The sequence below is a fragment of the Rheinheimera sp. genome (genome assembly GCF_030824435.1).
Classification (GTDB): domain Bacteria; phylum Pseudomonadota; class Gammaproteobacteria; order Enterobacterales; family Alteromonadaceae; genus Pararheinheimera.
Genome location: NZ_JAVBXS010000010.1, coordinates 1 through 23,442, shown reverse-complemented (window position 1 = coordinate 23,442; position 23,442 = coordinate 1). Strand labels below are relative to the sequence as shown.

Annotated in this window: 17 protein-coding genes; 11 read left to right on the top strand and 6 right to left on the bottom strand. The window is 50.6% G+C overall.

Going from position 1 to position 23,442, the window contains the following annotated elements; translation table 11 throughout:
• Positions 1-923: ABC transporter permease (locus RCH83_RS00955; protein ID WP_306518125.1), on the top strand; the 923-nt coding region annotated here is incomplete at its 5' end.
• Positions 924-1,112: 189 nt separating this feature from the next.
• Here the strand turns inward: RCH83_RS00955 and RCH83_RS00950 are convergent.
• Both RCH83_RS00950 and RCH83_RS00945 read right to left on the bottom strand, forming a co-directional pair.
• On the bottom strand, positions 1,113-3,047 hold the full coding sequence (locus RCH83_RS00950; RefSeq protein WP_306518123.1) for a tetratricopeptide repeat-containing diguanylate cyclase: 1,935 nt from the start codon (positions 3,045-3,047) through the stop codon (positions 1,113-1,115).
• A gap of 118 nt (positions 3,048-3,165) precedes the next feature.
• Positions 3,166-4,077 carry a LysR family transcriptional regulator gene (locus RCH83_RS00945; RefSeq protein WP_306518121.1) on the bottom strand — a complete coding sequence of 304 codons (912 nt, stop codon included), beginning with the start codon at positions 4,075-4,077 and terminating at the stop codon, positions 3,166-3,168.
• A 159-nt stretch (positions 4,078-4,236) separates the two neighbouring features.
• On the opposite strand from RCH83_RS00945, the gene RCH83_RS00940 reads away from it, so the two are divergent.
• From RCH83_RS00940 to RCH83_RS00915, 6 genes are all read left to right on the top strand, one after another.
• A complete protein-coding gene (locus tag RCH83_RS00940) occupies positions 4,237-5,004 on the top strand; it encodes a type 1 glutamine amidotransferase domain-containing protein (protein ID WP_306518119.1) in 768 nt (255 codons plus the stop codon).
• A gap of 143 nt (positions 5,005-5,147) precedes the next feature.
• Positions 5,148-6,005: a glutathione-dependent disulfide-bond oxidoreductase gene (gene yghU / locus RCH83_RS00935; protein WP_306518117.1), complete on the top strand. Its 858-nt coding sequence runs from the start codon at positions 5,148-5,150 to the stop codon at positions 6,003-6,005.
• Positions 6,006-6,389: 384 nt separating this feature from the next.
• A complete protein-coding gene (locus tag RCH83_RS00930) occupies positions 6,390-7,067 on the top strand; it encodes a phosphoribosylanthranilate isomerase (protein ID WP_306518115.1) in 678 nt (225 codons plus the stop codon).
• A gap of 53 nt (positions 7,068-7,120) precedes the next feature.
• The gene (upp, locus tag RCH83_RS00925; RefSeq protein ID WP_306518113.1) at positions 7,121-7,819 is read left to right on the top strand and encodes a uracil phosphoribosyltransferase; all 699 of its coding nucleotides are present in this window, start codon (positions 7,121-7,123) and stop codon (positions 7,817-7,819) included.
• Positions 7,816-8,730: an EamA family transporter gene (locus RCH83_RS00920; RefSeq protein WP_306518111.1), complete on the top strand. Its 915-nt coding sequence runs from the start codon at positions 7,816-7,818 to the stop codon at positions 8,728-8,730. Before upp ends, RCH83_RS00920 begins: the two co-directional genes overlap by 4 nt.
• A 5-nt stretch (positions 8,731-8,735) precedes the next feature.
• Positions 8,736-9,839 carry an alkene reductase gene (locus tag RCH83_RS00915; protein ID WP_306518109.1) on the top strand — a complete coding sequence of 368 codons (1,104 nt, stop codon included), beginning with the start codon at positions 8,736-8,738 and terminating at the stop codon, positions 9,837-9,839.
• Between the two features lie 122 nt (positions 9,840-9,961).
• Here RCH83_RS00915 and RCH83_RS00910 read toward each other — a convergent pair whose 3' ends face one another.
• Positions 9,962-10,456: a MarR family winged helix-turn-helix transcriptional regulator gene (locus RCH83_RS00910; protein ID WP_306518107.1), complete on the bottom strand. Its 495-nt coding sequence runs from the start codon at positions 10,454-10,456 to the stop codon at positions 9,962-9,964.
• Positions 10,457-10,752: 296 nt separating this feature from the next.
• Here RCH83_RS00910 and RCH83_RS00905 point away from each other — a divergent pair, with 296 nt between their 5' ends.
• The 4 genes from RCH83_RS00905 to RCH83_RS00890 all read left to right on the top strand — a co-directional run bounded on the left by RCH83_RS00905 (position 10,753) and on the right by RCH83_RS00890 (position 20,041).
• A complete protein-coding gene (locus tag RCH83_RS00905; protein ID WP_306518105.1) occupies positions 10,753-14,676 on the top strand; it encodes an amino acid adenylation domain-containing protein in 3,924 nt (1,307 codons plus the stop codon).
• Positions 14,677-14,780: 104 nt separating this feature from the next.
• Positions 14,781-15,758, top strand: coding sequence for a pseudouridine-5'-phosphate glycosidase (locus RCH83_RS00900; protein ID WP_306518103.1), 978 nt, complete (start codon positions 14,781-14,783; stop codon positions 15,756-15,758).
• 93 nt (positions 15,759-15,851) lie between these two features.
• Complete coding sequence (locus RCH83_RS00895; protein ID WP_306518101.1) at positions 15,852-16,946, top strand: efflux RND transporter periplasmic adaptor subunit; 1,095 nt, start codon at positions 15,852-15,854, stop codon at positions 16,944-16,946.
• Positions 16,947-16,948: 2 nt separating this feature from the next.
• Positions 16,949-20,041 (top strand): efflux RND transporter permease subunit, encoded by a 3,093-nt coding sequence (locus RCH83_RS00890; protein WP_306518099.1) that lies wholly within the window; start codon positions 16,949-16,951, stop codon positions 20,039-20,041.
• A gap of 43 nt (positions 20,042-20,084) precedes the next feature.
• On the opposite strand, the gene RCH83_RS00885 is transcribed toward RCH83_RS00890, so the two are convergent.
• The 3 genes from RCH83_RS00885 to RCH83_RS00875 form a co-directional block, all read right to left on the bottom strand.
• A complete protein-coding gene (locus RCH83_RS00885) occupies positions 20,085-20,774 on the bottom strand; it encodes a 4'-phosphopantetheinyl transferase (protein WP_306518097.1) in 690 nt (229 codons plus the stop codon).
• 255 nt (positions 20,775-21,029) lie between these two features.
• Complete coding sequence (locus RCH83_RS00880; protein WP_306518095.1) at positions 21,030-22,592, bottom strand: sodium/sugar symporter; 1,563 nt, start codon at positions 22,590-22,592, stop codon at positions 21,030-21,032.
• 92 nt (positions 22,593-22,684) lie between these two features.
• Positions 22,685-23,442: galactose mutarotase (locus tag RCH83_RS00875; RefSeq protein WP_306518093.1), on the bottom strand; the 758-nt coding region annotated here is incomplete at its 5' end.

The following is a 23,442-nucleotide window of genomic DNA, read 5'->3' as shown; positions in this document are numbered from 1 at the left end:
GTGCTTTTTACCCGCCTTATTTTGTCAAACCAGTGTTGTTACAACTCAACGAAGCGGACGCCGCGCTGGATGCTGGCCGTTATAGTTTTGTGTTGACCATTCCGCCTGAGTTTCAACAAGATTTACTGGCCGGCCGTGCGCCTGAGCTGGCGCTGAGTGTGGACGCTACCCGCATTAGTCAGGCTTTTAGCGGCGCCGGTTATATTGAACAAATCACCGCGGCAGAAATAACGGAATATTTGCACAAACACAGGGTGAACACTCAGCTGCCGGTCGATTTGGTGCTCAGAGCCAGATTTAATCCAAACCTGAAAAGTGCCTGGTTTGGCGCTGTGATGGAGCTGATTAATATGGTGACGATGATTTCGATAGTGCTGACAGGCGCCGCCCTGATTCGGGAGCGGGAACATGGCACCATTGAACATCTGCTGGTGATGCCGGTGACACCGGCGCAAATTATGCTGTCAAAAATTCTGGCGATGGGGATTGTGGTGCTGCTGGCAACTGGCTTGTCCTTGCATTGGGTGATTCAGGGTTTGTTGGCTGTGCCGGTGGAAGGTTCAGTGGCGTTATTTTTGTTATGTACCGCACTGCAGCTGTGTGCCACCACTTCTATGGGCATTTTTATGGCCACTATAGCCCGTTCTATGCCGCAGTTTGGTTTGATGATGATTTTGGTATTGTTGCCGCTGCAGTTATTGTCGGGGGGCATGACACCCCGCGAAAGTATGCCGCAGCTGGTGCAATATCTGATGCTGGCGGCGCCAAACACTCATTTTGTGATGGCGTCGCAGGCTATTTTATACCGCGGCGCAGGCCTTGATGTGGTGTGGCCACAGCTGCTGGCATTAACGCTGATCGCTGCTTTGTTGTTCTGGTTGTCTTTGGCCAGATTTCGCGCCACCCTAAGCAAAATGGCCTAAGCAAAATGGCCTAAGCAAAATGGCCTGCCAGCCACGGCGTGGGCAGATGTTGCACGCCCCGGTTTTGTAGCCTTGCATCAGCTGCACTTGTAAACTTAACCGTCAGACTATCAATAACAGACATTACCAACAGTCCATAGGTAACAGCGAGCCAGCAACATCCTGTCAGTGCTGGTTTGCAGCAATAAACTAAGCAGCCAGCACAGCTCTGTTTCTGCCTTGTTGTTTGGCCTGATAAAGGGCGGTGTCGGCCTGATGCCATAACGCCAATAAGTCGTTGTGTGCAGCGCGGCCGGCAATGCCAATACTGACGGTGACTTGTTGTGCCGGCGCCAGCTCGTCAAAATTTAACTCTGCCACTTGCTGACATAATCTTTGTGCTATTTCAGTGGCCTGGCTGCTGCTGGTGTTGGGTAATAACAACAAAAACTCTTCACCACCAACCCGGCCTACTTTGTCTTGTGGCCTTAAACCGGTGCGTAAACAATGGCCGACTTTTTTTAATACTAAATCGCCGGCCTGATGGCCGAAGCTATCGTTCACCTTTTTAAAAAAGTCGATATCAAGCGCCAGCACCGCCAGTGGCTGACCAGTCTGGCTGCTTTGTTGCCACAACTGCTCGGCCATGGCTACTGTATGGCGGCGGTTGGGTAACCGGGTCAGTTCATCCAGCAAAGCTAAATCACGTAACTGCGCTGACAATTTTTTCTGTTTTTGCATCAGCAGCAGTAAAGTCACAATTAATAACACGGCAAAAACCAGCGCTATGACCTGCCAAAGTCGTAAAGTTTCGGCGTCCTGCAGCTGTTGTTGTTGCTGTTGGTTTTTTTGCGCCAGCAGTTCTTTTTCACTCTGAATTTTTTCGGTTTGCAGTTGGGTTTTTAAAGCGCTGGTGCGGTTATCCAGAAGCTGTTGTTGCAGATAACTGTCTCGTTCTAACTGCTGTTGTTGTAATAAAAAGGCTTTTTGCCACTGCTGCTGGGCGGCGGCCAGGCTGGCATATTCTTTATAAAGACGGGCTTCAAAACGGGCGTTGGGGTTTTGCCGGAAATAATCCGCAGCCAGCATTAAATCCTGCTCAGCCTCTGGCCATTGTTTTAATGCCATATAACTGACGGCACGGCTTAGCTGGCAATAAGCCAGGTGCTCGATGTTGCCGCTTTTTTGATAAAACAAAATGGCTTCATTCAGCAGCTTGATGGCTTCATTGGCTTTGCCTGCTTTGGTCAACACCCTGGCGATAGCACGCTGGTTAAAAGCAATATCCTCAGGCTGGCCTCTTTGTTCTTCCACTTCCAGCGCTTGTTGCAGGTAATTCAGAGCCTGTTCCAGCTCACCCATACTTTCATAGGTGCTGCCAAGGTTATACAAAGCTGTGGCTTCATCCTGCCGGTTTTGCCTTTGTCTGTGATAAGCCAGTGTTTGTTGGTACATAGCCACTGCTTCTTTGTAGTCAGCCAAAGCCGGATCTGCATATAAATTGGCCAGTGAATTGGTGACATAACTTAAACTTTGTGCATCACCCAGCTGTTTTTCCAGCTGATATGCCTGCTTTAAATCTTCCAGCGCCTGCGGGTAAGCACCGCTAATCGCATATTGTTCCCCTCTGAGGGTCAGGGCTCTGGCGTACATTGCCTGATCTGCGGTGGCGAGCGGGTTTAATAACAATTCCTGATACAGTTTTAATGCTTGTTGGTTATTGCCAAGTTGCTCTTCGGCGTAGCCCTGGCACAAGTTAAAACGCAGTTGCCAAAGTTCAGGTATCTGTTCTGGTTGGTTTTGTAAGCTGTTTATCAGCTCGATGGCTGCTTTAGGTTCGGCCGGTGCCAGCGCCCAACAGAACTTTTGTTTGATGAGATAGTCATGATCCGGGGTCAGGCCTTTTAATGCCGCAAAAGCTTTTTTGCCAGCGGCAGCGTCAGTGGCATACAGCTGCTCTGTTGCTGTTATCGCCTGCTCAAGTGCCGGGGTGGTGCTGCTGTTTTGGGCATACACCTGGGGTTGCCAAAACAGTAACAACAGCAATAGGGCTGCTGTTGTTGGTGCAGCAACTGCTGTTGCTTTCACTTTCACCGGCCTGATAAGGCGTAAACAACGGGTGAGGAGGGGCAGGGTAGACATCATCAGGTGCATTGTCCTTTGCGGCTCATGTTCACAACGCTTTGTACTATACCCCAGATAAAAAATAAAAAAACAACATCAAAAACAGGGTTTTGCTGTTGTGACTTTTACAGCAGCCGGCTTAACAGCCTGATGTTATGTCAACAATTTGTTTGCGCAGCCACTGATGTAATAAATCGTCCTGACAACGGGAATGCCAGATTTGGCTGATTTGCACCTTATTCAGCGGCAAAGGGCAAGGCTGAATTTGCAACTGCGGTTGTTGGGCCACTGCCGCTTCTGCCACTGAACGCAGACAGGTTAATAACACATCGTTGTGCAGCACCAGTGCCGGCGGCGCCATAAAACTGGAAATACCGGCGCAGATATGGCGTTTTAGCCCTTGTTTGGCCAGTTCTTTATCAACAATGCCGTCTAAATCACCGGTGAGGGTGGTGACTATATGTTGCGCCTGACAATAAGCCTGCAAAGTTAAAGGTGCAGCTGACAGCGGATGTTGTTTGCGCAGCAGCACCACAAAATCTTCCTGATACAAAGGCTTTTGATACAGGGTTTGGGGTAAGTCGGTATAAAAACCGGCGATGGCTAAATCACATTCACCGCGTTCCAGCTCCTGCCTTGGCAACAAACCCATGGTATTACGGGTCACCAGCTGGACACCGGGCGCCTGAGCCATCAATCGGCTTAATAATTTGGGCAATAACAGGCTTTCGATATAGTCGGTGGTGTACAGATAAAAACGGCTTTGTTGCTGCAGAAAATCCAGGCTTTGGCTGTCCTGATAAAAAGTTTCCAGCGAGCTGACCAGCGCCAGCACTTGCGGTGCCAGCTGAATAGCTTTGGGTGTTGCCGTCAGGCCACGGGCAGAACGCACAAATAACGGATCGGCAAATTCATGGCGCAGTTTATTCAGTTTATGACTGAGCGCTGGTTGGCTTAGCGCCATACGTTCTGCCGCTGCTGTGACATTCAGCTCTTCAAATAACACTTTAAATAACAACAACAGGTTCAGATCTTTGCTCTTAATATTCATAATTTGAATTGGTGTAATTTAATCTATTCATTTCTCGTTATCTTAGCGGCTGACTACAATTTGCACCAGTTGCTGCTGTGGTTTAAAAACCTTGTGGGTACAGCGACCAAAAAATGTATCGTTAATGCAGCCGGCAAGTGTTGGCGTAAAGGAAATCTGATGAACAAATTCTCTATGCTTAAAAAATTGACTGTCGCCGCTGTGCTGACATTAGTGCTGATGCTTAGCAGCAGTCTGGCTTTGGCTGCCGATAAAGTGCTGATAGTGGTGACCAGCCATGACACTCTTGGTAACAGCAGCGAAAAAACCGGTTATTGGCTGGGCGAAGTGACACATCCTTACCAAAAACTGCAACAAGCTGGTTTTGACGTGGAGATTGCCAGTATTTTGGGTGGGGAAGCGCCGGTGGATGCGCGCAGCCTGGCCGATAAAGACCCGGTCAACGACTGGTTTATGGCCGACAACAAGCATAAAAATAAACTGAAAAACACCAGGAAACTCAGTGAATTACAAGCCAAAGATTACAAGGCAGTGCTGTTTGCCGGTGGTCACGGCACTATGTGGGATTTCCCTTCAGACAAAGCTTTAGCCAGACTTGCGGCAGATATTTACCAGCAAAATGGCGTAGTCGCAGCGGTTTGTCATGGTCCGGCGGCTTTATTAAATATTAAACTGGCCAACGGCGACTATTTAATTAATGGCAAAAAGCTGACAGGTTTTAGTAACACTGAAGAAGCGGCGGTCAAACTGACTGATGTAGTGCCTTTTTCGCTGGAAGATGAGTTAGTTAAAAGAGGTGGCCGTTTTGAAAAAGCCGCTGACTGGCAGGTGAAAGTAGTGGCCGATAAACGGTTGGTGACAGGTCAGAATCCACAGTCTGCTGCTGAAGTTGGCCATGTTGTGGTGCAGTTATTAACAGCGAAATAATGGCAAGCCAGGCGCAATAATTGTGCTCCCGGCACCAGAATGGCAAACCAGCCAGCACGCTGCGTACTCTTTAAAGCAGCCATGTTAAACATCATAAACACCTTAGCCTGCTCACGCAGGCTAAAACTTATCAAGGAACTTTGATGGACAATAAAGTGTATACACCCCCCAAAGTCTGGGTCTGGGATCAGGCCAATGGTGGTGCTTTTGCCAGTATTAACAGGCCTGTTGCGGGCGCTACCCATGAAAAAACGCTGCCCAAAGGCCAACATGATTTACAGCTGTATTCGCTGGCAACGCCCAATGGGGTCAAAGTGACCATTATGCTGGAAGAATTGCTGGAAGCCGGTGTCAGTGCTGCTGACTATGACGCCTGGCTGATTAGCATCCGTGAAGGTGACCAGTTTGGCTCTGATTTTGTTGCCATTAACCCGAACAGTAAAATTCCGGCTTTATTGGATTATTCTCAGCAGCCGGTGCTCCGGTTATTTGAGTCCGGCTCTATTTTGTTGTATCTGGCTGAAAAGTTTGGGTTTTTTATTCCAAAAGACATCGCAGGGCGCACCGAAGTATTAAATTGGTTATTCTGGCAAATGGGCAGTGCGCCGTTTTTAGGTGGTGGTTTTGGCCATTTTTATGCGTATGCGCCAGAAAAGTTTGAATACGCTATTAACCGTTATGCGATGGAAAGCAAAAGGCAACTGGATGTACTAGAGCGTCAGCTGGCGGTGCAACCTTATGTGGCGGGCGCAGAATACAGCATTGCCGATATGGCGATTTGGCCCTGGTATGGTGCTTTGGTGTTGGGGCGTTTATACAATGCCGCTGAATTTCTGGATGTGCAAAGTTATCCAAATGTGCAGCGCTGGGCAAAAACAATGGATGCCCGCCCTGCAGTGCAGCGTGGTGTTAAAGTGAACCGCAACTGGGGCGAACCGCACGAGCAGTTACCAGAGCGGCACAGCGCCGCTGATTTTTTTCAGTTGCCCACAGCTGAATAATCACAAGTGGCACAGCGGCCTGAGTGGCTATAATTCAGGTCGCTGCCACTGATGTTATTGTGTTATCTCCTTGTGATAACTCATCTTAATAACAATGAGTTATCAAACCTTTTCACCAATTCCTGCCAAAATCCGTTGTGTTTATTTCCGGCCATAACCAGGCTGCAACACGCAATAAACAACCAAGCTGTTGTTAGGCTTTTGCCTTACCCGACTGTTAATGCCAAAGGCTGTCATCAAGGCTGCTGTGGTTGTTGATGGCCTTTTGCCATTGTCATCAGATTATATCTTGACATGGAGATTCTTCATGTATTAAATAAATGTATCTTCAGGTGAAGATACATTGTGTTGAGATAAATACCAATCCAGCGAAGGGAGAGCAAAATGAAACATCTGATCCAGGTGGCCGGCATTATTGACCGGCAGGAAGCACAACTCATAGTGAATGAAGGTGTGGAGTGGCTGGGTTTTCCATTGCGGCTGCCGTCGGGCCGTGACGATATCAGTGAACAGTCAGCAACAGCCATTATTGCGGAGTTAGATCAGCCGCATGCTGGTGTGCTGATCAGTTACCTGACAGACGCCGAACAAGTCAGTAGTTTTTGTCAGCAGCTGGGGGTGAAAGCTGTGCAGTTGCACGGTGATATCAGCGTTGATGAGATGGTGAAACTGCGTCAGTTAAGACCGGATCTGTGCATTCTGAAAAGCCTGGTGGTGAAAGAGGATAATGCGGACGAGCTGCTGCAACTGGTTGATCAGTGTGCCGATTATGTCGATATGTTTATCACCGATACCTATAACCCCAAAACCGGTGCCAAAGGTGCCACTGGTTTAACCCATAACTGGGATGTCAGTGCTGAGCTGGTAAAACGTTCACCAAAACCTTTGATGCTGGCGGGTGGCTTGACGCCTGACAACGTGGCTGCAGCTATCCGTCATGTGCGTCCGGCTGCTGTTGATGCACATACCGGCCTGGAAGGGGCGGATGGGCGCAAAGACGCTACCCGGATCCGTCGTTTTGTCGCCGAAGCCCGTAAGGCTTTTGCTGAACTGGCCGCTTAACCTCACAGGCCCGCCGCTTGGGTTGCGGGCTGTTTTATTGCAAGGAGCATATGATGTCTGCACAAATTCTGCCGGTATCGCCGGTTTATAGTGACGCTGCACTGGCTGTGATAGAACTGGCACAAAGTGACCGGCTGCGCGCACTGCATGCCCAGATGCGTGACAGGCGGGCCTGTCAGTCTACTTTTACTTTTTATGCCGATCAGGTGATCCGTTTGTTGCTGGAGCAGGCTTATGCCTTGTTACCCTTTACCGATCATCAGGTAACAACCCCGCTTGGTGCCACTTATCAGGGCAAACGTCTGGCTACAGGGCTTTGTGCTGTGTCTGTGATGCGTGCCGGCGAGAGTATGGAATTTGAATTACAACGTATCAACAGAGATATACCCATTGGCAAAATTCTGGTGCAGCGCCATCAGCAAAGCAAACAACCCCATTTGTATTACAGCAAACTGCCAAACAATATTGCACAAGGTTATGTGATGTTGTTTGAGCCTATGCTGGCCACCGGCGGCTCAGCCTTATGTGCACTGGATGTATTACTGGCCGAAGGGGTGCCGGCAGAACGGATTTTATTATTAAATTTATTGTCATCGCCCTCCGGTCTGGCCCGGGTTAGCCAACAACAGCCCAAGGTGCAGATCATCACCAGCAGTATTGAGCAGGGCTTGACCGAACAAGCTTATATGTTGCCCGGCATCGGCGACTTTGGTGACAGATATTTTGGCACCTGGCAGGCGGAGGCGGTATGAGCAGCAGAGCGATAAGTCTGCCGCTGCTTTGTGGGGTGCTGGCTGCAGTGATTTGGGGCAGCACCTATGTAGTGACCACTGAATTATTACCGCCGGACAGACCCTTATTGGCTTCTCTTGCCAGAGCTTTACCGGCCGGACTGCTGCTGTTGTTGTGGCAACGCCAGTTACCACAAGGGCACTGGTGGTGGCGGGCAGCAATACTTGGCACCCTGAATATAGGTTTATTTTTTTATTGTCTTTTTGTTGCTGCTTACCATCTGCCGGGCGGTGTTGCTGCGCTGGTGATGTCCTGCCAGCCGGTACTGGTGATGCTGCTCAGTGTCTTTGTATTGCATGAACGGCTGCGGCTAAGGCCTTTATTGGCAGCAGGCATTGCCAGCGGTGGTGTGGCGTTGTTGGTGTCAGTACAAGATGCAGTGATGTCTGTCACAGGTGTGCTGGCCGGACTTTGTGGTGCTATGTCGATGGCTCTTGGCATAGTGCTGAGTAAAAAGTGGCCAAAACCGGCCAATATCAGTCTGGTCACTTTTACCGGCTGGCAACTGCTGGCCGGCGGTTTGTTATTGTTGCCGCTCACTTTGTGGCAGGAAGGTTTACCCGCACATATCAGCCGCCAGAATCTGGCAGGTTATGGTTACCTTTGCCTGATTGGCGCTGTGTTGGCTTATTTGTTGTGGTTTCGTGCCTTGCAGCGGCTACCGGCTGTCACCTTGTCTTTTTTAACTTTTACCAGTCCGGTTTCGGCATTGGCTTTTGGTTATCTTGTTTTAAACCAGCATCTTACTCTGCAGCAATCTTTAGGAGCCTTCGCCATTCTGGCGGCCATTGTGCTGGCTCAGCGTCAACCAGCGCCACCGCCAGCCGGCACTGCTGCCGCGCCCATTCTAACTCAGTTAAATAAAGGATAATTCTGATGACAACTTTGTATAGTCCGTTAACTACAGGCGCTTTAGCACTGCCAAACCGTTTTGTGATGGCGCCGATGAGCCGCAACCGCGCCACTGCAGAGGGGTTGGCGACAGGGCTGATGGCCGAATATTATGCCCAGCGCGCCAGTGCAGGTCTGATCATCAGTGAAGGTATTCAGCCTTGTATCACAGGTCAGGGTTTTCAACATTCACCAGGTTTACACAACCAACAACAAGCCGATAGCTGGCGGCCAGTCACAGCAGCTGTGCATCAGCAGGGCGGTCGTATCGTGGCGCAACTGATGCACGCCGGGCGCATAGGGCACCCGTCTTTATACGCCAGTGCCCATCAGTCGCTGGCGCCTTCGGCTATTGCAGCCAGCGGTTTTGCCTACACTGCCGATGGCCCAAAACCTTATCCTGTACCGCGAGCCATGACGGGGGCTGATATCAGGCAATGTATTGATGATTTTGTCAGCGCAGCGCGTTTTGCGATAGAAGCAGGGTTTGACGGTGTGGAAATTCACGCTGGTAATGGTTTTTTGCTGCATCAGTTTATGGCTGACAACTGTAATCTGCGTACTGATCATTATGGTGGCACAGTCGAAAACCGGCTGCGGCTGACGCTGGAAGTGACAGCGGCAGTGGCCGATGCCATAGGGGCACATCGAACCGGCATCAGATTGTCACCACAAAATCCATACAATGACATTCATGAAAGTGATGCATTGGACTTGTACCCGACCTTATGCCGCTTGTTGCCTGCCAATCTGGCTTATTTGCATCTGATGGAAGCCTCCAACCGCGATATGACGTTGTTATTGCGCCAGTTGTGGCCGGGTTGTCTGATTGTGAATCCACACCAGAGCAGTGAGTCTGGCCCTGTGACCCCCCAGATTGCCAGTGACATTCTGCAACAGGATGTGGCGGATGCTGTGGCTTTTGGTGTGTTATTTCTGGCCAATCCGGATTTGGTGGCCAGAAGTCGCCGCGGTGGTCCTTATAACCAGGCCGATGCCAGCACTTTTTATGGTGGAGGCGCTGCAGGTTACACCGACTATCCGACATTAAGCACCCAGCCTCAGACACAAGCTGAACTGTCTGGTTGATTCAGCTTGTGCTGGCGGCGCAAAGCCGGGGAAAAACCGCCCTGAAGCCACAGTGTGGCGCTGAGTGTTGCAAAACAGCGCTTTGATGAGTGGTATGCAGCTTATAGCTGCATACCATTTTGTTATTGCATACCTTGTGACAACAGCAGTTTTTTCAGCAATGCCGCCAGTTGATCCCGTTCTGCCTGGCTCAGTTCTGCCAACAACTCTTCACCTTTTGCCAGATGGCGCACCAGCGCCTTATCAATAATATCCAGCCCTTTGGCGGTCAGGGACACCAGCACACCACGGCGGTCATGTGGGTCGGGGCTTCGGGCAACTAATTGTTTTGCTTCCAGTTTGTCAATTCTGTTTGTCATTGAACCCGATGTCAGCATCAGGGTTTGTAACAACTGATTTGGCGTTAAGGTATAAGGTTTGCCTGAGCGGCGTAAGGTGGCTATCACATCAAATTCACCACCATTGAGCTCAAAATCGCTGAATACCGTACTTAATTCCCGGTCAAATAAGGCGCAGCTGCGCACCAGCCGGCCCATCACGGCCATAGGCGCCGGGTTTAGATCAGGCCTTTCTCTGTGCCATTGCTGAATAACCGCATCCACTAAATCATCTTTCATTTTTATCTTCTCTTGAAGTTTCTTTATTGAAAGAAATATTAGCTTGTCATTGATCACAGGGCAATAGCTGGATTTACAGGCGGAAAACTTAACAAAGACATTATAAATCAATGATAAAAGGCGTTCTTCCTTTTGGCGGTTTTTTGGTTTTATGACAATGTCATTAAATTATTAATCTTCATATGAAGATACTTGTTATAAAGATTTTGGCTGTTATCTTGGCAAGGCATTTTTTGCAGCAGGCGGCTGTGGTGTTCGCCGCCATTTTTTTCATTTAACGACAAGGAGGCAAGACGATGGAAAGAGTACAAGCAGCGATGTGGTCGGAGCGGGGCCAATGCCAGTTAGCCCAGGCTGAACAATCACAGCAAAAACAGTCACTGAATCAAGTGCCAGAGCAGGGCGCTTTTACCGATCTGGCGGCTTTGTTGTTATGGCAATGTCAGCAACAACCGGACGCTGTGGCCGTGCGGACCAGCGAAGCAGAGCTGAGTTTTGCTGAGCTGGTGCAACAGGCAGGTCAGATTGCACAACTGCTGTTAAGCCTTGGCCAGCAACAGGATCAGTGTATTGGTTTGTTTATGGAACCTTCTGCGGATCTGATCTGTGGCGTGTGGGGCATTTTGTTTGCCGGTGGTTGTTACCTGCCGTTATCGCCTGAATATCCGCAAGAACGTTTGCAGTACATGCTGTCGGACGCAGGGGTATCTGTTGTGCTAACACAGCGGCATCTGCGCGCCCAGCTGGAACAACTGGCGCCTGAGTCTCTGACTATTTTTACTGTGGAAGACTTACCTGCTGGTTTGCATCATTTTATGCCGTTGCTGAGTGCACAGCAGCTGGCTTATATGATTTATACCTCAGGCAGTACCGGCAAACCCAAAGGGGTGATGATTGAACAGCGCAGCATTGCAGCCCAGATGCAGTGGCTGGCGCAGCAATATGGCTTTGATCAGCGCAGCGCCATTCTGCAAAAAACACCTTTTAGTTTTGACGCTGCGCAGTGGGAAATTCTCTGTTGTGCCATGGGCGCCACTGTGGTGATAGGTGCTCCCGGCATCTACCGCGACCCGCCGGCATTATTGGACACAGTTGCTGAACTTGGTGTCACTGTATTACAGGGGGTTCCCACCTTATTGCAGGCTTTATTGGAAGTGCCGGGCAACAGTATTGCCAGCGGCTTAAAGTTTATTTTCAGCGGTGGCGAGCTGCTGACCCGGCAACTGGCGTCCGATTTGCTGGCTAGTTTTCCCGGTTGCCGGCTGGTGAATTTATATGGCCCTACTGAGTGCACTATTAATTCGTCGGCTTTTGAAGTGACGGCCAGTCAGTTACATCAACTGCCCTTGGCGGTGCCTGTGGGTTATCCGGTGGCGCAATGCCGTTATTATGTGCTGGATGCTGAGTTACAACCGGTGGCGTCCGGTGAAATTGGTGAACTTTATATCAGTGGTATTCAGCTGGCACGTGGTTATTATCAAAGACCGGATCTGAGTGCCGAACGTTTTATTGCCAATCCGCACAGTAACGACCCTTTATATCAAAGATTGTATCGCACCGGCGATCTGGCGCGTGTTGATCCGGACGGTAATACCCATTTTGTCGGCCGGGTGGATAATCAGGTGAAATTAAGGGGTTATCGGGTGGAGTTGGACGAAATCCGGCTGCAGATTGAAAAACACCGCTGGATTAAAAATGCTGCTGTGTTGGTGCAACAAGACAGCCGCACCGGCACTGATCAGCTGATCGCCTGTATTGAGCTGGATAAACAGCAAGCCAGCCTGATGGATCAGGGGCGGCAAGGTGCCCATCATCAATCCAAACAAAATAAATTACAGGTGAAAGCGCAGTTGTCGAACGCCGGTTTACGGCAAGAGCAGGAACTGCTGGGACAGGCCCAGTTGCCGCTGCCAGGCGCAGAAGCCACTGAACAGCAAAAAGCGCTGGTGTTTGCCCGCAAAACTTACCGGTTTTTTCAGGGCGGCGCTGTCAGTGCTTTGCAACTGGAGCAGTTATTACAAAGCATGCCGCCAAAACCAGCACAACCAAAACCTTTATCCAGCCTGAGTTTTGCCGATTTTGGTTATTTGTTACGTTATTTTGGCCAGTTCCACAGTGCTGATCGTCTGCTGCCTAAATATGGTTTTGCCTCTCCCGGCGCTTTGTACGCCACCCAGCTGTATCTGGAAATCGACGGTCTTTTTGGCCTGGACAGTGGTTATTATTATTACCAGCCAAAACAGCACAGTCTGTATTTAGTCGTCCCCAAAAGCGCCTCAGCAACACCGGCCCTGAAGTTGCACTTTATTGGCCGCACTACAGCCATTGAACCTGTTTATCAAAACAATATTGCCGAAGTGCTGGAGATGGAAGCAGGCCATATGCTGGGGCTTTTTGACCAGGTGCTGCCACAGTTTGGCCTTGGGGTGCAGCAAGGGACATTTGCAGCCGACTTGCAAACAGTGCTTGCCGGTAACAGTGGTGATTTATATCTGGGCTCTTTTGCCATCGACAGCTGGACAACACCGGTTTGTGCCGTTGAGCAGATTTTACAGGTGCAGCCCGGTGCAGTGGCCGGTTTAGCCGCCGGTCAGTATCTGTGGCAGCCAACAGGTTTGCAGTTCCTCGACTCCCAGCTGATTGAAGCATCAGACGTTATTGCAATAAACCAGCAAGTGTACCAGCGCGCCAGTTTTGGCATTGGTTTACTCAGCAGACAGGCTGAGCCCTGGTATCAATATATTGCCCTTGGCCGGCGTTTGCAGCAGTTACAACAAAACCCGTTGCAGCTTGGCATGATGTCGTCGGGTTACAGCTCAAAATCCGGTCATCCGCTCAGAGCTGCGGTGCGGATGGACGAACTTTGTCAGGCGCGGCAGATGCCACAGGCGCCATTTTATTTTGCCATCGGCGGTCAAGTCAGCCCGCAGCAGCAGGCCTGTACCGGCATGCAGGAAGACAGTATTCATATGCGCGGACCGGCCGAAATATTGCGGGACGAACTGCAAAGTTGTTTGCCGGCTTATATGGTGCCCAATAACATTGTGGTGTTTGACTCTTTCCCGCAGACCGCCAATGGCAAAATTGACCTGCAGGCGCTGCGTCAGTCACCGCAGGTACAAAGCAGCAACAATGCCGCACCTATGCTGGCGCCGCGCAATGACACCGAAACTTTGTTGTTGACCATGTGGCAGCAAAGTCTGCGTTTGGCTCAGGTGTCGGTGCTGGACGACTTTTTTGCCTGTGGTGGCAATTCATTAAAAGCTGTGGCGCTGATGCACCAGATCAATCAGCAGTTTGGGTTGCAACTGCCAATGCAGGCTATTTTTACCGCGCCCACCATCGAAGCTTTAGCTGCGCTGGTGCAACAAACCGCATCGGCAAGCCAGCAGCACAGCAGGTTATTGCCGCTGCAACAGGCAAAAACTGACAATGCAGCCAATATTTTCTGCTGGCCTGGTCTTGGCGGGTATCCGTTGAATTTACGGCTGCTGGCCGATGCCACTGCAGCAGGGCAAAATTTTTATGGGGTCAAAGCTCAGGGGCTGGAGCCCGGCGAAACTATTCAGCCGGATATCAGCGCTATGGCACTGGCCGACATCTCATTGCTGAAACAAGTCCAGCCGCAGGGGCCTTACCGGTTATGGGGTTATTCTTTTGGCGCCAGAGTGGCTTTTGAAGTGGCTTATCAACTGGAGCAACAAGGGGAGGTGGTAGAACAACTGTTTTTACTGGCGCCCGGTTCACCTGTGCTGGCAATGCCCAATCACAGTGGTCTGGCCGATTTTAATGAACCCGCTTTTGTCACAGTGTTGTATTCGGTATTTGCGCAAAAAATCAGTGGGCCTTTGTTGCAACTATGCCTGCAAACTGTAAGTTGCCAGGCCTCCTTTGTTGATTTTATCTGTCAGCATTACCGGCAACTGCCAAAAAACCTGGTGGACAATATTGTCAGCCTGGTGCGCCAGACTTATCAGTATCGTTATAGCTTTACCGAACTCAGTCAGCGCCGGTTGAAGGTTGCCCCTGTGTTGTTTAAAGCCCGTGGTGATGACTATGCCTTTATTGAGGCGGTTGGCCGTGAGCTGGGTTTGGTGGAAGTGCAGCTTGAAGCTTGTCATTACAGCCTGTTGCAGGCCACCGGCATGAAAGAGCTCAGTGCTTATATTCAGCGTTACCAGCAGCTGAGCCGGCAACTGGCAACATTACAGTCGGCCTGAGCAGGCTCAATCACCACAACCAGCTCCGATATCAGCGGGGCTGGCGCATCAGCCCGGCACCGGTTGGCCCGGCCGGGCTTTATTTCAATCAGAAGGAAAACAACATGAATACACCGCCATTTTCCCGCGGCACAGCACTGCCGCTGCGTTTTAGTGCCGAAGTGAAAGAAGCACTTGCCCAACAACAAGCCGTCGTTGCTCTTGAATCTAATGTGATTTGCCAGGGGCTGGATTACCCGCAAAACCTGCAAACAGCTTTGGCACTGGAGCAAAAAGTCCGTGCCAAAGGTGCTGTGCCGGCAACTTTGGCGGTATTGCAGGGTGAAATTTGTGTGGGTCTGAATAATGACGAGCTGGCTTATCTGGCCACCCGGCCTCAAACCGCAAAAATCTCCAGCCGCGATTTGGCATTTGTGCTCGCCAGTGGTAGCAGTGGTGCCACCACAGTGGCTTGTTCGTTACAAATTGCCGCTCATGCCGGTATCCGCTTTTTTGCCTCGGCAGGTCTGGGTGGTGTACACCGTGGTGCCCAGCAGACCATGGATATTTCCGGTGATTTAATTGAACTGACCCGCAGTGGTTTGGCTGTGGTTTGTGCCGGTGCCAAAAATATCCTTGATCTGGGGCTGACGCTGGAATTTCTTGAAACCCACAATGTGCCTGTTGTTTCTTACCAGTTTGATGATTTTCCGGCCTTTTATTGTCGTTCTTCCGGTTTTAAAGCACCAAAACGCCTGGATGATCCACAACAACTGGCCGCCGCTATTGAATGGCAAAAGCGGATAGCGCCCAACCTGAGTATGTTAATTTGTACCCCTACGCCCGAAGCTGACGCGCTGGATGCCGCAGCTGTGGAGCAGGCAATAAAAACCGCCAGTCTGCAGGCGGAGCAACAAGGGATCAGTGGTAATGCCATTACCCGTTTTATGATGAAAGCAGTGGAGCAGGCAACCGCAGGCCAGTCGGCGCGGGCAAATCAGGCAGTGTTGTTGCATACCACTGAAGTGGCGGCCGAACTTGCGGTGGTGCATGCCCGTTATTGCCAACAACAGCAGGAACAGACCGCTCAGGCTTTTGGTTGACAAAAAAAATTTCGCCACATATCTTTATGTAAAGATACTTCATGTAAACATTGCTGACTTTTGTGCCAGAGTCAGCCCGTCAGGAGGACACCAATGAAACTGATGCCATGGTCTATTACCCTTATTTTACTGGTGCTGCTTGGTGCTGCCATCAGCGCTGTGCGGCAGTGGCAGCATAATGGCCCGGCCAACAGCACTGAACAAAGTGCTGCTGTCACAGCACAAAATGTAACCAACCAGCTTTATCTGCCAAGACGCCAGGTCAGTGGCGTATTAAAAGCCCCGCAATATCTGCAGTTAACCAATGAATTGTCCGGCACCGTCAGCCGGCTGAATTTCAGCTCAGGTGCAATAGTGGAAAAAGATCAGGTGCTGCTGGAAATTGATCATCAGGAAGAACTGGCGCGGCTGGCGGCCACTGAAGTACGGCTGGCACAACAGCAAAAAACGGTACAACGTTATCAGCAGCTGTACCAGGGGCAAAAAGTCAGCACTGAAGCGCTCGAACTGGCGCAAGCCCGTTTGAGTGAATTACGGGCAGAGCAGCAGGTGCTGCAAAGTGTAATTGCTAAAAAGGTGCTTAAAGCGCCTTTTCGCGCCAGAGCCGGCATTCATGATTTACAGCCCGGCCAGTTTTTAGAACGCAATTTAGTGTTAACCAGCCTGATTGGTCTGACCGGGCATAGCTGGGTGGATTTTTCGGTGCCACAAAGTCTGCCGGAGCTGGCGCCTGGCGCAAAAGTGGATGTATATCTGCCCGGTCAGTCCGAGCCTGTTACGGCAGAGGTGATGTCGGTGGAAGCGCAAGTCAGCGCACAGTTGCGCCAGCTCAGATACAGAGCCAGTTTGCCGTTGCCACAACAACAACTGCGGGCCAATCAGCTGGTGCAGGTGGATTTTGCCACCGGCGAGCAGCAGCAATTACCGGCCATTCCGGCCACTGCCATAGTGCGCGACCAGCTGGGTGATTATGTTTATCTGCTGGAAAAAGATCAGGCCGGTGTCTTCAGAGCCAGGCGGCAGCAAGTGCAGCTGGGGCCAAGGCTGGGCGAACAGGTGCTGGTGACGGCCGGTTTGCAACAGGCACAACTCATCGCCAATGAAGGTGCTTTTAAGCTGCGTGATGGCTTAAGGGCTGAAGTGACCCCAACACCGGCAAGCAGCTTTACTGCTGCCACGGAGTTTTGAGCATGACAAGCCCACAAAAACACAGCACCGATATTTTTGTCAGCAAGCCCATACTGGCCATCGTCTTTTCAATTTTGATTTGTTTTGCTGGTTTGTGGGCGGCAAAAGAAATAGCCGTTTTACAGTTTCCCCGGCTGGAAAGCACGGCGCTGGAAATTACCACCCGTTATACCGGCGCTGCTGCGGCCACTGTAAAAGGTTTTATTACCGATCCGGTAGAAAGAGTGGCTGCCACTATTCCGGGGCTGGATTATGTTGACGCTGTCAGTAAAGCCGGCGAGAGCAAAGTCACAGTTTATCTGCGGTTAAACGAAGACAGCACCCGCGCTTTGGCGGAGCTGAACAGCAAACTCAGTCAAATCCGTTATCAGTTGCCCTCTGGTGCTGAAGATCCGCTGGTGAATGTAAAAAGGGCCGACCGACCCCATGCGTTGTTTTATCTGAATGTCAGTGCACCCGGTATTGGGCTCAGTCAGTTAACCGACTATTTATCGCGCCAGGTCACCCCTGTGCTTGGCAATATTCCCGGTGTGCAAAAAGTCGATATTGAAGGCCGGCGTACCCCGGCGATGCGGGTGGAGCTGGACGCTGCCAGACTTGGTACTTTTAATTTAAGCCCGGATGATGTCTGGCAGGCGTTGGCGGCCAATAACAGTATTGCCACCCTGGGTTTTATCGAAACCAGCAAGCAACGTATTGATTTGGTTGCAAATACCCAGTTGGCCAATGTGGATGACTTTGCCAATCTGATAGTGCGGCAGTCTGAAGATCAGACAGTGTACCTGCGCGATATCGCCAAAGTGCAGCTGGCGCATGAAGAGGCGGTGATGACAGCAAGGCTGGATCAGCAGGACACTGTGTATCTGTCGGTCTGGCCTTTGCCAGGAGCCAATGAAATCGCCGTGGGTGATGCGTTGTATCAGGTCACCAAAACGCTGAATCCAACACTGCCGGACGGTGTTGAGATCCAATATGCCTATGACGGCACCTTGTATATGCGTGATGCGCTTGAAGAAATTTTTAAAACTCTGGCCGAAACCATTTTGCTGGTGGCACTGGTGGTGCTGTTAATGATGGGCTCGCTGCGCACTGCAGCCGTGCCTTTGGTCACTATTCCGGTGTCTATTCTGGGGGCTATTGCTGCTATTAGTCTGGCCGGTTTTTCGCTGAATTTGCTGACAGTACTGGCGATAGTGCTGTCGGTTGGGCTGGTAGTGGATGACGCCATAGTGGTGGTGGAAAACGTGGCAAGGCTGGTGCGGCAAGGGCATTCACGTTATCAGGCGGCGTTGTTGAGCGCCCGGCAGTTATTTACCCCTATAGTGGCAATGACTTTAACGCTGGCCGCCGTGTATGCGCCTATTGGTCTGTTGTCGGGCCTGAGTGGTGTGTTATTTCGTGAGTTTGCTTTTACGCTGGCCATAGCGGTATTCATTTCCGGTGTGGTGGCTGTCACCTTATCACCCGTGATGAGCAGTTGGGTGATTGCCGATGAAGGCAAAGAAAGTCGTTTTAGTCAGAAGGTGAATAACACCTTTGGCCGGTTCAGTGAGGCCTACCGGCGTTGCCTGTTAAAGGCACAGCAATTTCGTGGGCCATTGTTGTTCAGTGCTGCTTTGCTCAGCCTGTTGTTATTGCCTTTTTATCAGGGGGCACAAAAAGAGCTGGCGCCCGTTGAAGATCAAAGCAGTATTTATGTGCTGGTGCAGTCGCCGCCGGAATCTTCTTTGTTATACAACGAACAACAGATGAAACCTATGGTGGACGCGCTGTTACAACTGCCGGGCGCCACCCAGATGTGGCAAAACATTTTTATTCATGGTGCTTTTGGCGGTATTGAATTTGCGCCAGCTTCGGAGCGCAATCAAAGCACCCAACAGTTGTTGGGCCAGGTGTATGCTGTGTTGTCGGCTCAGCCTGGCATTCAGCCCTTGCCGATCATGCCTCCACCTTTGCCAAGTGCAGGGCAGTTTGATGTTGAGCTGGTGGTCAAAGCCAATGCACCTTACAGCGAGCTGAAAAGTTATGCCGATAAACTGGTGGGCGCCGCCTTTGCCAGCGGGCATTTTTTATATGCTGACACCGATTTAAAAATTGATTTGCCACAAACCGAACTGAAGTTAAACCGGGAAAAAATCGCCGATCTGGGCTTGCAGGTAGCCGACGTCAGCCAGCAGTTGTCGGTGTTATTGTCGAGCAATTATGTCAACAGGTTTGACGCTAAGGGCAAAGCTTATCAGGTGATCCCGCTGATCAGTCAGGATATGCGCTCTGATGTCAGCCGGCTGTTAGATTTACAGATCAAAACGGCAAACGGCAGCCTGATCCCTTTGTCGGATATTGCCGAATTACACTGGCAGACAGTGCCCCGTCAGCTCAGTAGTTTTTCTCAGCAAAATGCAGTGCGCATTTATGGTGGTGTTGCGCCTGGCAGTACCAAAGAAAGTGCGTTACAGGCGCTGGAAGCTGCGGCAAAAGAGCTGCTACCACCTAGTTATCTGCTTGATTATGCCGGGGAATCCCGTCAGTTGCGTCAACAGGGTACCTCCATGGTACAAGTGATGTTGTTGTCATTACTGGTGGTTTATCTGCTGTTGGCGGTGCAATTTAACAGCTTCCGCGATCCGCTGGTGGTGCTTTGTGGCAGTGTGCCGCTGGCATTGTCGGCGGCCATGTTATTGGCTTATCTGCAGTTCACCACTTTAAACATTTATTCGCAGATTGGTCTGGTGACTCTGGTGGGTTTGATTGCAAAAAACGGCATTCTGATAGTGGAATTTGCCAATCATCTGCAACTGAGCGGGCTCAGCCGCTCACAAGCAGCCATAGAGGCTGCTGTCAGCAGATTCAGACCTGTGATGATGACCACAACAGCAACAGTGTTGGGCCATTTTCCGCTGGTGCTGGTCAGTGGCGCCGGTGCAGAAGCACGCAACAGTATTGGCATTATGCTGGTGGCCGGTATGTTGCTTGGCACCTTGTTTACCCTTTTTGTATTGCCGCTTTGTTATCAGCTTTTTGCTTCTGAACGTCAGCAGACTTTGGCGCAAAACAAGCCGCTTGTGCCTGCAACAAAGCTGGCAGAAGAACAATAACAGGTTAGCCGGGCAGGGCGGCTTGCCCTGCTTCTCAGCACTGTTAGCCGGGCAATACCACACAAAACGTCAACACAGCGCCTGCCTGTTGCTGAAAATGCACACTGAGTTTTGTTGCCTTACAAAGGGTCGGACTCAGTGTGCCTGTCAGGCGAAAAAATAGCTTATCTTCTGTAAAATCAATAAGTTCAACCGCATCAAAACCAAATATAGTGCCCACTTGTGCAAACAAGGCCTTAAAAATACTTTCTTTGGCTGAAAACACTAAGCTGAGGGCATGGGGTTGTTGTTGGGCTAAAGCGTAAAAAACGGCCTGTTCCGACGGGAATATCAGGCTGTTTTGTAGTTCAGCCTGTTGTTGTTGTGGCATCAGCTGCTCAATATCAATGCCCAAACCCACAACTTCTGTGGCAGGGGCTGCTATGGCAATGGCCATATGCTGGCTGTGGCTGATGCTGCCACAGATCCCATCCGGCCAGAGTGGTGCGCGGTCGGCGCCGGGCAGCAGCTGGAAATTAACAAAACCCAAATGTTGCAGCACCTGGCGGGCACAAATTCTGCCTGCCAGATAATCGGCTTTGCGTTGTGTTAAGGCGTGCTGAAGCTGTTGCGGCAACTCAATCTGATGCCGGCTAAAACTGCTGCTATCGTCAAACGAATGAGCGGCAAAACTCAGGCTGTAGCAGGGATAAGCTTGAGGTAATAAAAAAACAGTATTGGGGCTGATGTTCATTGTCACTATCCATGTGGTGGTGTTGTGTAACCTTATTCACAGCGCACCAGCTAAAGCGCTAAAACCTGCGCAGGCAACAGCCGGCTCAGGTCAAAAACGTTAAGGTCAAAAACGCTCAGGCACAAAACTGGTGTTGCCTGCCGGATAATCCTTACCCGGCAAGGCGACCATAATGCCATTCTGTGCTGGCAGCAAGCGGTTTTACTGCAAAACACCGCGTTGCGTAGCCGGATGCAGTGACCAGCAGAAAAACTGCTACCACCAGGCGTAATAAAAACTGGCAACCACTAAAGACACTGCCACTGCCGCCAGATTAAAAGCGGGTTTTGTCTGAAACTGAATATCCGACAATTTCACTGCAGTCGCAGGTATTGGTTTTTGTTCGGCTAAAGTCACCAAAACCGCCAGCAGCAGGCAACTTAAAAACACCAGTCCAACTCTGTCCATAAAAGGCAATGCTGGCCAGAACTGTTTGGCCAGCAAAGACAACACAGCCGAGCCAATAGCAGCCACTAAAGCGGCATTGGCCGTGGTGCGTGGCCAGAACATACCCAATAAAAACAACGCCACTATGCCAGGGGTAAAAAAGCCGGTAAATTCCTGAATATATTGAAAAGCCTGGTCAAAATCACCCAACAAAGGTTTGGCGGTGACTAAAGCCAGCGCCAGCGCCAGCACACCAACCAGCCGGCCGGTTTTGACATAATGCTGCTGCGACTTGGCAGGTTTGAGCTGGCGGTAAATATCCATGGTAAAAATGGTGGCGACACTGTTGGTCATCGATGCCAGGCTCGACAAAATAGCAGCCACTAAAGCGGCAAAAATCAATCCTTTTACCCCGGATGGCATCAGGTTCATCAGCTGCGGATACGCCTGATCCGGTTTGGTGAGATCCGGCAGAATCAGCACAGCAGCAATACCGGGCAGTACCACAATCAGCGGCATCAACACTTTTAAAAAGGCAGCAAATACAATGCCTTTTTGCGCTTCAGCTAAGTTTTTGGCGGCCAAAGCCCGCTGAATAATATATTGGTTAAAACCCCAATAAGATAAGTTCATCACCCACAGGCCACCGACCAGTACTGACAAACCCGGCAGGCTGACATAATGGGGATTATCCGGGCTTAAAATCATGTCAAATTTATCCGGTGCCTCCAGCATCAGCCGCTCTAAACCTGCCAGTACCCCGGCACCTGCGCCAATCTGAGCCAGCGTCAGATAAGATAAAAACAAACCACCGGCCACCAGCAGCACCACCTGAATAATGTCGGTAAAAGCTACAGCTTTCAGGCCGCCATACAGCGAATAAGCCAAAGACAACAGCGCCAGCAACAACATACTTTCAAACAGCGCCAGGCCGGTGACCGCATTCACCGCCAGAGCCCCCAGCCACAACACGGCGGTCAGATTGACCAGCACATAAACCGCGATCCAGAACAGCGCCAGCGTGGTGCGTACCCTGTTATCAAAGCGCTGCTGCAAAAATTGCGGCATGGTATAAATTTGCCGTTTTAAAAAAATCGGCAGGAAATATTTACCGACAATAATCAGGCTGATAGCCGCCATCCATTCATAAGAAGCAATGGCCAAACCAATGGCATAACCAGAGCCTGACATGCCAATAATTTGTTCGGCAGAAATATTGGCAGCAATCAGCGAAGCGCCAATAGCCCACCAGGGCAGGCTGTTGCCAGCCAGAAAATAGTCGTTGGTGTTTTTCTGCTGACCCCGTTCGTCACGGGATACCCAATAAGCCAGCAGCATCAGCCCCAGCACATAACAGCCCAAAATGGCTAAATCTAAAGTGGTGAGTGTCATTTTTCTTCCCCGTCCCGGCATCTTGGATGCCCTGGTTATTGTTATAAATCATTGCTGTTACCAGCGATGGCCGCTTGGTTTAACCGCCTGTTTCAGTTGATGTCCAGTGCCGAAAATTGATAACACAGCTGATGTTGATAAAACTGGCCGGCCTTTAACAACGCCGATGGAAAATGGCTGTGGTTGGGCGCGTCCGGCCAGTGTTGTGCTTCCAGACAAAGGCCTTGCAGCGCTGTAAAAGGGGCGGGTAAAAACTGCCCGCTATACAGCTGCAAACCGGTTTTATTGCTAAAAACCTGCAGTTGGATGCCACTTTGTGGTGAAAACAGGGTGGCCCGCCAGGGTGGTGTCGCCGTGGTAGTGGCGAGATCAGTTGCCGGCGCCGGCACCTCGTCAGGCCACACCAGGCAATGGTCAAAACCTGCGGTATCAGTAATCGCCGCATCATTTTTTTGCAACAGTGGCGCCAGCGCTGTTGCCTGCTGAAAATCAAAGACTGTGCCTGCCACTGTACTGATATCGCCGGTCGGCAAGGTTTGCCCATCCACCGGCAGATAATGGCTGGCGCTGCTTTGCAGCAGGTGATTGTGAATGCTGCTGCCATCGTTGTTTAAATTAAAATAACAATGGTTGGTCAGGCTCAGCACAGTGTCTTTGTCTGATAATGCCCGATAACTGCATTGCAGCTGATGACCAACCAGTTGAATGCAATACCAAATCTGCAGATTGCCCGGAAAACCACAGCTGCCATCCGGCGAAAAATGGTAAAGCTGCACCAGATCTGGTGCTTGTTGCAGCACTTGCCATTGTTGTTGCTGTAATGCACCTTTGTCGCCAAAACCACCGTGTA